Below are 11,317 nucleotides of genomic sequence, written 5' to 3'. Positions count from 1 at the left end.
TCCCTGGGGTGAGCTACTACACGGCGCTGACGATCTACGCGGAATTAGGTGGGATCGACCGGTTTGACGGTGACAAGGAGGTTGTCAGTTACGTGGGATTGAACCCGGTGATCCGCGAGTCAGGCGACTCGCGGATCGAAGGGGGCATTTCGAAACGTGGATCAGGGCGTGTACGATGGCTGCTCGTCCAAGCAGCAAACACCGCAGTTCATACGAGTAACGACGAGTATCTGAGTCGGTTTTACGACCGGTTAGCAAGCCGGAAAAACTCACAGAAAGCGATCGTGGCAGCAGCTCGGAAGATGCTGGTATCGATCTATCACATGCTTGATCGGGGAGAAGCGTACGATCCACCGGGTGTAACCGCATAGACGAGGGATCTGAGGGCCGCCGGTCCGGCGGCCCTCAGTGGCCGGCCGAGGCCCTCCGTGAGCGTCAGCTATCGCCAGACAGCGACCGCACCGCAGACACGTTCTGACCGCCTACCGGCTGTGAAAACAGCAGATCCCCAGACGGCGTAATCATTTTGTCGCTAGACGTGGTTTGCCCGGGTAGCAGCGTTTCCATAGGTGAATAGCGATCTTTGAGCCATGGTGAGACGATACCGATCTTGAGATCACTAGCGTCAACCGCTAACAAGCCAACTCAAATTTTGACCACCTCGGTCAACACCGGTATTCAACAGAGCAGTTTAGACCGTAGTGAGATATGCGGCCTCGGCTCTGTTGAAATCCTATTATTCAAATATATTCTTTACCGAAAAGCTCGGTCGCTACCGATGGTAGCCCGAGCAGGGGCTATGGCGCCACCGTTGTGCCCAACATTCTTTTCAATTTGTCTCAAGAATAACGTATGCGAACAAAAGAATTCGCCCAAGATACCGACGTGGTGTTTGACGCTTGTAGGGAAGTGGTCGGATACGCTGGATGGAAGACAGCCGATGTTGACAGTGATAAATTGACTCTGAAGGCGCTCACACCGCTTTCTTGGAAGTCTTTCGGCGATGAAATTGAAATACAGGTGTCCACCGAGGGTGGTAGCACCGTCGTGACCGTGTCATCGAAACCAAGATTCTCGGTCATGAATTGGGGGAATGACCTCGCAAATGAGGGCGTTTTCTTAGAGAAATTGGCACAAGAGATACACAGGTACAGTTCCCGCTAACGAGCAGTCACACCTCGTGCTGTACTGAGTGATCGAGGCCGAGAAAATATCAACTTCTGAGGATTTCAACAAGCCAAGAAAGTGTAATCATAATCTCCCAGCCGATTCATATGCCATCACTGTCAATATCTGTGGCGAAATAGCTACCGACAGCTGCCTCAAAATTGGCAGACAGCGACGAGGTAAATGGCTAGACTGCTGTTACAGTCTTCGAGTTATTGATTGAGAACCGATCGGAGTATCGTTGGGAGCTCCTCATCAAGTTCTCCTGCCTGAATAATGGTTATCGGCTCGTCTTCTTGTGCGTCTACAGACGGTGTCTCTTGGTCGAGGTCCTGTACGACGAGGAGGCCGTTCCACCCGGTGCCGAAGATGTCCTCCTCGTCACTCGTGTCTCGCTCGAATACGTAGTCTTCGTTGATGCGGAGGAAGGCGAGGTATTCGAGTGTCTCTTTGATCCCAGTTCGGATTGTTTCTTCGCGGGTGCTGTGCTTCACTTCGGCGATGAGGTACTCGTACGTGATCGGGTCGTCGGATTTGACTTCGAGAACAATGACATCGGGACGACCGGTGTGGTTCTGGAAGTTCTTCTCGAAGTACGTGCTGGCGACGTCGCGTGCGGTTTGTTGGACGCGCTCAGCACGAGTTGGTTCACGGTCGTCCGGAGTGGCTTCTGTGCGGAAGGAGAGGCCGCGGTCGCTGGCGGACGTGTCGTGATACAACACGATTTCTTGCTCACCGTCGATCTTAGCGACTTCTTGCCGTCCGCTTTTGATTGTTTGAAAGACAGGCCGTGTGTCTTGTATATCTTCGAGCGTGGTGATGAATCGGAAGAGGACGTAGAGTTCGAAGAGTCGGGCTTGGTCGTCTGGGGTGATGGCGGTTTGACTCAACAGTGTACGTAGCGCGTCGGGGTTGCCGTCGAACAAGTCTTGACGGGCGCGGAGAAGCGTGGCGGCGTCGCGGTAGATTTCTTGTCGGGAGTTGGCGGCGGTGGTGAGCATGCGTTCGGTTGGTTCGTACGTGTCTGGGTCGCGGATGCGGCGGACGTGGACGTTGCGTTCGACGGTCCGCTGAACTTCATCGATGAGGTCGGTGTTGGCTTGCCACCGGTCGGTGACCCAGTCGTAGTTGCCTTTCAGGTACTCGTCGGCGTCACGCAGCGTTGTGTAAATGATTGAGAGAAGGCGTTTTAGGACGATGTTTTCGGGGATATCGTAGTCCTCGGAGCGGTTTTCGGTGACGAATAACGAGCGGTCGTTCGGGTTGGTTGAGTACCGGGCTTTGACCGTTGCGCCCCAGTTGATATGCCCATCAATCCCACCGCGTTGCGTGCGGGCAACGGTTTTCGTTTCGGTGCGGACGTTCCGCAGCCGTTGTGAGAGCTGCTCGACGAACTCGACGACATCGGGCTTGAGGATGAAGTGTAGGTCGAGCAGGAGCTCGTAATCTTCAAACCGTTGGTCGAGTGCCTCGGGCTTGATCGAGGTGGCGAGTTCCTGTTTGGGGAACCCGCCACTCATGACGTACGCGAGGATGTCTTGGGTGAGCCCGTCGATTAGCTCCTCGCGGTTCATGAATCACTCTCAGTGTCGATCGTGACTTGGAGCATGTCACTCGCAGCGGTTCGAAGCACGTCAGAGTCAGTCGCGTCCACCGTTGCGATGTGCGTGATAATTTGCTTGCGTTCAGGGACGCCCTCAAGCTGCGGGAAGATATAGCTGATAACGGCCTCGGTGACACGTTCAGAGAGGTCGTCTCCTGTGCCGGTGTGGCGGTTCGTGACGTACGCGAGCATATCGCGGACGATCGCTGGGCCGATCGACCGGTCCTCAACAGCCTGGTTCGTCTGCTTCCACACTTGCCCGATCGCGTCGCGTTCCTCATCGCTCGGGTCGAGCCCGTCCCAAGCCCCAATGTACGCATCCATCTCGCTCGTCAGCTCGTCCCGCGCGGTGTCGTCGTCCCCAGTAGAGAACTCGGGAGCAGGTACGCGGATGAACGCAAAGCGACGCATGAACGCATAGCTCATTTCGTACAGCGACGTTTTGTCATACGTGTTCATCGTGGCGAAGATCCGCCACGAATCGGGGACCACGTATTGGTGTTCAGCAGGCAAGCCGTCGAGGTGATCAGTCGTGAGGAGCTCAATCTCACGGTCATTCCGGGTGAAGGGGAGCTGAACGGATTGGCCAGAAAACAGCGTGAACAGTTGGCCGAACGCCTTGTCGATATCAGCCCGATTCAATTCGTCGATGATCACGGGCTCATTCGATTGAACGTCGGTTTGCGTATCTTTGAGCCGATTGAGGATAATGCCGGGCGTGAATGCGAGGTCACCGTCCGAGTTGTCGCCGCTGGTTTCGGTCGGCATGTACCCGCCGACGGTGTCGAACGTGGACCAATCAGCTGTTGCCGTAGTGAGTTCCGATCCTGAGTACAGGTGCGGGTACGCGTCGGCGAGGTGCGTGGCGACGCGTTCTACGATCTCGGTTTTCCCGGTGCCGGGCGGGCCGGTCAGGATGACGTGGTCGCCGGCGAGGAGTGCGGCTTCGATTTGCTCGATAATCGTCTCACCAAGGTCACCCGGGAAGTACAACCCGTCAAGGAGCTCATCGGCCGGGAGCGTCCCGGTAAACGCTTTCTCGTAATTGACTGGTGACAGTTCTGTGAGGTCAGGTGCGAGCGCGGTGATGATGGCGCGTGGACGGGAGCGGTCTTGCGTGCCGTCTTCGCTGCGGAACGTGACAAACGTGTTCTGTGTCGGGAACTCTGTGCCGCTTGCCTCTCGACAGAGTTCTTGAACGCGGTCAATGGTGAGTCCGTTCTGCGTTAACGCGGTGAGTTCGTCGTTGAGTTCCGCGTGGCTTTTCGCTCGCGTGCTAGTTGTGAAATCGAGTTGGTTGATGTCGCTCGTGATGAACACCCGGTCAAGCCCGATGACACGCTCTATGAGTTGGTCTGTTTCGTGTTCGTCGTGTAGCCAGTACTCGGTTTTCTGGTACGGGTGGCCGAAGATCCCGACGCCGAACACGACTCCGTCTTGGGTTTCCAGCTCGGTGTTTGACGGTGTTTGCTGAGCGTGGAAGATGGCTATGTCACCGGGTGAGGCGTCGCGCCAGTGGTCGGCGTGTGTCTCTTCTACGGGGATGCCGCGGTATTCGATGGCGGTCAGCCAGTAGTCGGGTGGCGCGGTGAGCTTGTAGACAGTGGTGTCGCTCTGCTCGTCGAGATGTGTGAGAACGGGATGGCCGATATCGGGTTCCTCCTCGTCGTCAGTCTCAGTATCGTCTGCTGGTTGCTGTGTTCCCTGTTTGAGGAGGTACTCGCCAGCTGCCTCGCTGAGGTTGTAGAAGTATTGCTGATTGATCCCGCCAGCGTTCACGGGATAGTACTGGTCGAGGCGGTGCTCCCACAGTGTTTTGAACACGTCGGCGAATGCGAGTGGGTCTGGAAACCGCGTGAATTCGGTTTCAACACGATAGTGTTCCTCTTCATCGACATCATCATCTCCGTCACCGGTTGTGATGATGTGGGCTGGTTCGACGACTTCGTGATACCCGACGATTTCGCCGTTGTTGTAGCTGAAGACGATGTCACCGACGGTGAGTTTCGGCAGGTCGTACTGGAATAAGTCGTCGGTCGGGGCTTGGAGGTATTCGCCGTCAATTTCTTGTTCACCTTGATTTACCCAGTAGTACGGTGCCGGCTCTGTGATTGGCTCGATGGTGCGGGTTCGTTCTTCGTGCGTAAGGATCGCTAGGAGATCGTGCCAATTGTTGGAGCGTCCGGTGAACGGGTCGTCGTAGGTCCCGTCATCAGCGACTCCAATCTCGATATTTTGGGAAGCAGAGGCAGCTTCGCTGAGGAGGTCTTCTGTGAAATAGAGGAAGTCATCGAGGACTGGGTCGTACAAATCAGCGGTGTCTGTGTTGAGGACGATCCCGACGATCGTCTCAGCCGCATCGCGTTCTAATGCGTTGTGTTCGCTGTCAACGCTGATTTGTAGGAACTCCGGATCGGTGTGTGTGCCTGTGTGTGAATCGTCTATGAATGGGTGATGAACACGGATGTGGGTTGGCTGGTCGCCCGGAATCTCTACTTGGAATCCTTCGAGTGTGCTGTCTTCGATACGTATTCCGTGTTTGTCGCAGTGCTGTCTCAGGACATCGATCCAGTCGGTCGTTGCGTCTCCAGTTGCTGGCGGGATTACGATACGATCGCTGAGCAAATTGAGCGTTTCAACAGCATCTCGCCCAGCCTTCGTCAGTGAGTTCGTGTCTCCCTCATGGGTGAGGTACCCGAGCGCTTGAAGCCATTCTCGGTGCCGTTTAATTGCTGTGCCTGTGGACGCAGCATCGAATTCGGCGACGATCAGGTCCTGTATTTCCTCATCTGTTTGAGGCGAGTCAGCGAGTGCGGTGAGAATCGTATCGAAGCCTTTGATCCCGCTGCGAAGCGCCTGAAGCACCACGAACGGGTCATGGGTTAGATTGTATCGTTCACCGTACACCCCTAGGCGGCACGTCTCCCCTTCGAACCGCACGAGGTGTAACGACTCGAAGAACCCCATGTTCCGATCGACAAACGGCTCACCTCCACCGCCTGTATTGTGGTCGAACCACTCGTAGAGCGCTTTGCGAGACGGGTGTTCATCACCGACGAACGCGAGAAATTCTTGGAGGATTGAGATGCGGTTATCGACACCGCCGTAGAATCGGTCCGTGCTCATGCGGCGATCGTCGTCCATACCCGCACTGTACACGGGAGTGATGTAACTCTAATTACTGAACGCCGCCACGATCGCTGGCAGGCATCCGGGGCGAACCAGTAAACCTGATCATAGAGTGCCCTGTGGCAATTCGTGTCTCTACATACCGGGTCAAAGCGATAGCAGGTTACTGCTGAATACGAGGCAGGTTTTTTTATTCACCATCGAAACGTGGGTGTGAATGGTTGAACCGATTTTGAAGTGGGCGGGTGGGAAACGCCAGCTTCTCTCTGAAATCACGGGGCTCTTCCCGACGTCGTATGAGGCGTATCATGAGCCGTTCGTGGGCGGTGGAGCCGTGTTCTTTCACCTGGATCCTGATGCGGGAACGATTAACGATCTCAACGAGCGGTTAACAACGTTCTACGAGGTTGTCCGCGATCACCCGGATAGGCTTATTGAGGAGAATAAGACGCACGAGCACTCGGAGGAGTATTTCTACGAGGCACGCTCGGAGTTCAACGAGTTCCTCTCGGACTCTACCCTGAAACATGAGAACCGTGTTCGGGAAGCGAGTCTGCTGTTGTATCTAAATCGGACGTGTTTCAACGGGTTATATCGAGAGAACAGCGACGGGGAATTCAACGTCTCGTTCGGCCGGTACACGAATCCGGACTGGGTACAGGAACAACGGATTCGGAAGGCCTCCCGCTCATTACAGGGTACCCGAGTGTTCAACACCGATTTTGAATACGTGGTTGAGGAGGCGACGGACGGCGATCTCGTGTATTTTGACCCGCCGTACGAGCCGGTGTCGAAAACAGCGGATTTCAATTCGTATCACGCCGATGGGTTTGATCGAGACCATCAGCGTCGGTTGCGAGACGCGGCTGTTGAGCTCACAGAACAGAACGTCTCAGTTCTCATTTCGAATTCACCACCGGTCACAGAGTTGTATGAGGAGCATGACGCGTTCTCAGTGACGTACGTCGATGCGACGCGAGCGATTAACAGCGACGCAAGTAATCGTGGCGAGGTTGCTGAAATCCTGATAACGAACGTCCAACCTGAGAACCGGCGGCGGAAGACGCTCGCAGATTTCACTGAGTGACGACCCCTTCTAATCACTTTCACGCCGCTCTTCGAAGATTAATATGCTCCCGGGTCAACGTATCAGTTGAGATGACAGACGAGCCGGATTCTACTCGGCACTCCGACTCCACCCGTCCACCACCGTTGAGTACTGACGGTGGGGGGACGGGGCCGCAACTGCCGGCGTTGCCGCCTCCGGATGAGTCGCCGACTCGAATCCTTGCGCTTTCTGGGGCCGCTGTGAGCAGTTCTCACCGCGATACCATCACCGCGGTAGTCGATAGCTTGGATCCTGATGTGCTTGTTGCGACGGAGCCGCAGGCGAGCATCGTTGGCCCGGCTCTCAATCGGGGGTTCGATTTCGATATTCTTGAAGTTGGCACCGGGATGCGGCCGGACGTGGCGGTTACAGACGAGGATCGGTGTGTTGTCATAGCGTTGCCGATGGGTGAGGAGCCGCTCGACCCAGAGCGGATTGCGAGCAGAGTCGGGATGTCTTCAGTGGGAGAAGATCCGGCTGATGTAGCGACGGCTTCTCAGATCTGTCTGATTGACCAGTCTGTTTCGTTATCTGTGGATCCGTATGCCCGGTCAGCAACGCTTGAAGGGCTCCGTACCTATCGTGGCCGGGTTCCGGATCAGTGGTGGACGCCGCGTACAGTTCATCTTTCGACGGCGCTACGGGCTGGGTTCACGACGACACGGAGTCACGGAGACGATGGTGACGCGCAGTTTGTTGGTGTCGGGATGTCGAACGCCGATCTCGGTGTTGGTACGACGGCGGATACGACACAGGCAACGCTCGTTGCGCTCTACTCGAACGGAGCGATCGACGTGTCCGAGATTGATCCGCAGAAATTCGGCTTGCGCGGTGTTCCGGAGATCGGTCCGACACGGTTTGAGACGCTGCGTGATGCTGGCATCACTACCGTTGAGGCGCTCGCTGACACTCCGCTCCGGCAACTCACCGAATTATCTGGGTTGGGGCGAACGTCTGCGAGCACGATCCAGACCGCTGCTGAGGCACAGTCCACGAATACCGTCCTCCCGACGGGTGATGATTCGTTACCGAATCAGGATCCGGTGTTCATCGACATTGAGACGGACGGGCTGAATCCATCGACGGCGTGGCTGATCGGAGTTCTCGACGGCGGCCCTGAGGATGGGCACTACATGAGTTTCCGGGAACAGGCGGTCGGTGACGGGTCACACTTGGAGGCGTTTATGACGTGGCTCACCGGTGCTGCGTCGGGCCGGCCGGTTGTCGCATGGAACGGGTACCGATTCGACTTTCCGGTCATCACCGAACAACTCCAGCAGCACCACCCAGATCTCGTGGAGGCTTGGACCGATCGTTATCAGTTCGATGCGTTGTGGTGGGCTACAAGCAAAAATGGCGGCAACGCAGCGCTTCCTGGGCGAACGAACAAGCTGGAGCATGTCGCTGACGCGCTTGGCTGGGAGCCGTCGACGAATGGGATTGACGGTGAGACCGTTGCCAAGCTGTACACAGCGTATCGAAGCCAAGTTGCCGGAGACACGCATGCCGGAACCGTTGTTGAACCCGACTGGGACCGGTTGGAACGGTACTGCGAAGACGACGTGCGAGCGCTCGCGACGATTTACGAGCATCTCGAAGCAGCTGCGCGACGGGACTCGGAAACGAAGACGCCGACCGGTGAAAACAGCTCACAAGGCTCGCTCGCCGATTTCTCCTGACCATGACTGATAACCATTCACCTCGATCCGAACACGTGAGTTCAACCGACACGCGGATGCTGCGGCCCGATGGAGGGACTGCTCGTCACCGCGAGGTACTCTCTGAGTCGGAGCTGAAAGAGTCGTTCCCGGACTGGCGTGAACAGATCCGGCATAGTGAGCGGCTCGACGCGCAGTCTGCTGAGACTGTCGCTCCCGAGGACGTACTTCAGGATCGGCTTGCGTCACCGCTCGGCCATGATCTGTACTCACATCAGGCCGAGGCACTGGATCTGCTTGCGGCCGATGAGAACGTGGTTGTTACGACGTCGACCTCATCGGGAAAGACGCTGATCTACCAGCTTCAGATCGCACGGAATCACCTCGCTAACGATGATGCGACCGCACTCTGTCTGTTCCCGACGAAAGCGCTCACAAACGACCAAGAACAAGCGCTGAACGATCGGTTGCGCGGTGAGTTGGATCTTGATACTCACATCGGGACGTATGATGGTGACACCAAAGATGAGCGGAAACGGACTGTTCGTGAGAATGCGAACGTTATCCTCACGAACCCAGCCGGGTTGAACGTCTACTTACCGCGCCACAACAAGGATCGCGGCTGGCATCGCTTCTACAGTAATCTTGAGCTCGTGGTGATTGACGAGGGCCACGAGTACGGCGGTGTCATGGGGACTCACGTTGCGTGGATCTTGCGCCGGCTTCGGCGCGTACTCGCCCACTACGGTGCGGACCCGCAGTTCGTGATCACGACTGCGACGATCGGTAATCCGGCTGCTCACGCCTCCACATTGACTGGAGCCGAGTTCAGCGTCGTCAGCGAGGATGGGTCGCCGCGTGGGAATCGTGATATCGTGTTGTGGGAGCCGCCGCTCGATGACGAGGCGCTCGAAGGGTATGATGATGGCAGCGGCGACCTCATGGAGGGGTTCGAACAGGCGCGTCGGTCCAGTGCGCGTGAAGCGTCCTCTGTGACGGCGCACTTGGCGGTTAACGGGATTCAGACGCTACAGTTCACGACAGCCCGTCAAGGGACCGAGATCGGTGCAAAACAAACGGTACAGGCCGTCCGTGGCCACCCGCGTGATGGGTACATCGACGTTGAACCTTACCACGCGGGCCTTGGGAAGCGGAAGCGCCGAGCTGTCGAAAACCAGTTAAAAAGCGCTGACCTCGATGCGGTCATCTCGACGAACGCGTTGGAGTTAGGGATTGACATCGGGTCGGTGGACGCAACGGTGACGGACTCGTATCCGGGGACCAAACAGTCCTTCTGGCAGCAGATCGGGCGGGCGGGCCGCGGGACGAGTGACGCGCTCTCAGTGCTTGTTGGGGGGACAGACGCGATGGATGCCTATATTCTCGATAATCCAGGGTATCTATTCGATGACGACACCGTGGAGGACGCAGTGGTCTCTATCGACAACGACCGCGTCTTCGCAGACCACCTGCTCGCGGCAGCCGCCGAACGTCCGTTGACGGCTGAGGATGCGCCGTATCTCGGTGGCGAGGACCGGTTCCGAGAGATGACAGCCATGTGGCAAGACGCCGGGCTGCTCGAACAAGCGGGGAATCTCGACGCTGGCGGTGTCACCTACGCCGGCGACCGACGCCCGCAGAGCCGGATCTCGCTGTACGGGACGACGGGCATCGATTACGAGGTGGTCTGTACCAACGGCGAGATTGAGCACGACCCGGTCGCTACGGAACGAGCTTACCGTGACTACCATGAGGGGGCGTTGTTCCTCCATGCGGGCCAACAGTACGAAGTGACAGAGGTGGACCACAGCCAGCCCCACCCGCGAATTCACGTCGAAGAGGTAGCTACCACGCACTACACGCAGACGCTGTCAACCAAGCAGGTTCAGGATCTCGAAGTCAAAGACCACACGTCGCTGGCAGGTGACTATGAGATCTACTTCGGGACAGGGACGGTGCGGATCACCTACGGGAACTACATGGTCCGTGACTATCAGACGGGTGAGCTAATTGAGGGGCCGCTTCCGACCGAGACACCGCCGCTTGATTTACAGACCGAACTCCTGTGGGTCTCGCTGCCCGAAGACCATCTACAGGCGACGATCAACTCGCTTGACGAGCCGCTCTTAGAGCCAACAGAACGGGCGGGCGATGATCCGCGAGTCCCGATGGAGCAAGCGCGGTACACGTACGCCGGCGGGCTCCACGCCGCTGAACACGGGATAATCCAACTCGCGCCGCTGGAGCTGATGATCGATAACCACGATATTGGCGGACTCTCAACGCCGTCGCACCCACACGAGACGATCCCAGGACCAACATGGTTTGTTCATGACGGAATCGACGGTGGGATCGGCTTCTCAAAAGCGATATACGAGCACATCGAGACACTAGCGGATCGGACACGCGAACACATTGCTGACTGTGAGTGTGGCCGTCGCCGGGGCTGCCCGCTCTGTGTCATGAGCGAAGACTGTGGGAACAACAACGACCCACTCGATACTGCGACTGGGACGATGATTCTTGATGACTTGTTGGCAGCGTTCGATACACAGTCAGAGAGGTAGCGAGGTATTCGACGCGGAACAATCCATTCACAGACGGACCTAAGCCGGTGAGTGCGTACAGTTCTCCGTTGAAACTCTCTCCTGG

Annotated in this window: 7 protein-coding genes; 5 read left to right on the top strand and 2 right to left on the bottom strand. The window is 57.0% G+C overall.

The window, feature by feature from the left end:
- Positions 1-371, top strand: a 371-nt coding sequence (locus tag AMR74_RS18115) for a transposase (protein ID WP_139043050.1), incomplete at its 5' end; no start/stop codon positions are given.
- A gap of 481 nt (positions 372-852) precedes the next feature.
- Positions 853-1,164 (top strand): hypothetical protein, encoded by a 312-nt coding sequence (locus AMR74_RS18855; RefSeq protein WP_137704829.1) that lies wholly within the window; start codon positions 853-855, stop codon positions 1,162-1,164.
- 215 nt (positions 1,165-1,379) lie between these two features.
- On the opposite strand, the gene AMR74_RS16440 is transcribed toward AMR74_RS18855, so the two are convergent.
- Entirely contained in the window at positions 1,380-2,741 is a 1,362-nt protein-coding gene (locus tag AMR74_RS16440; protein ID WP_053773139.1) for a hypothetical protein, read from the bottom strand.
- Entirely contained in the window at positions 2,738-5,914 is a 3,177-nt protein-coding gene (locus AMR74_RS16435) for an AAA family ATPase (protein ID WP_053773138.1), read from the bottom strand. The genes AMR74_RS16440 and AMR74_RS16435 overlap by 4 nt, the downstream gene beginning before the upstream one ends.
- A gap of 202 nt (positions 5,915-6,116) precedes the next feature.
- Here AMR74_RS16435 and AMR74_RS16430 point away from each other — a divergent pair, with 202 nt between their 5' ends.
- The 3 genes from AMR74_RS16430 to AMR74_RS16420 all read left to right on the top strand — a co-directional run bounded on the left by AMR74_RS16430 (position 6,117) and on the right by AMR74_RS16420 (position 11,232).
- Positions 6,117-6,986, top strand: a complete 870-nt coding sequence (locus tag AMR74_RS16430) for a DNA adenine methylase (protein WP_053773137.1) — start codon at positions 6,117-6,119, stop codon at positions 6,984-6,986.
- Between the two features lie 71 nt (positions 6,987-7,057).
- On the top strand, positions 7,058-8,686 hold the full coding sequence (locus AMR74_RS18110; protein ID WP_082356918.1) for a ribonuclease H-like domain-containing protein: 1,629 nt from the start codon (positions 7,058-7,060) through the stop codon (positions 8,684-8,686).
- 35 nt (positions 8,687-8,721) lie between these two features.
- Complete coding sequence (locus AMR74_RS16420) at positions 8,722-11,232, top strand: DEAD/DEAH box helicase (protein ID WP_240471233.1); 2,511 nt, start codon at positions 8,722-8,724, stop codon at positions 11,230-11,232.
- The last annotated feature ends 85 nt before the right edge of the window (positions 11,233-11,317 follow it).

This window comes from Halorubrum tropicale, from assembly GCF_001280455.1.
Classification (GTDB): Archaea; Halobacteriota; Halobacteria; order Halobacteriales; family Haloferacaceae; genus Halorubrum; species Halorubrum tropicale.
The sequence above is the reverse complement of the archived record's forward strand: the minus strand, read 5'-3'. Positions and strand labels throughout refer to the sequence as shown.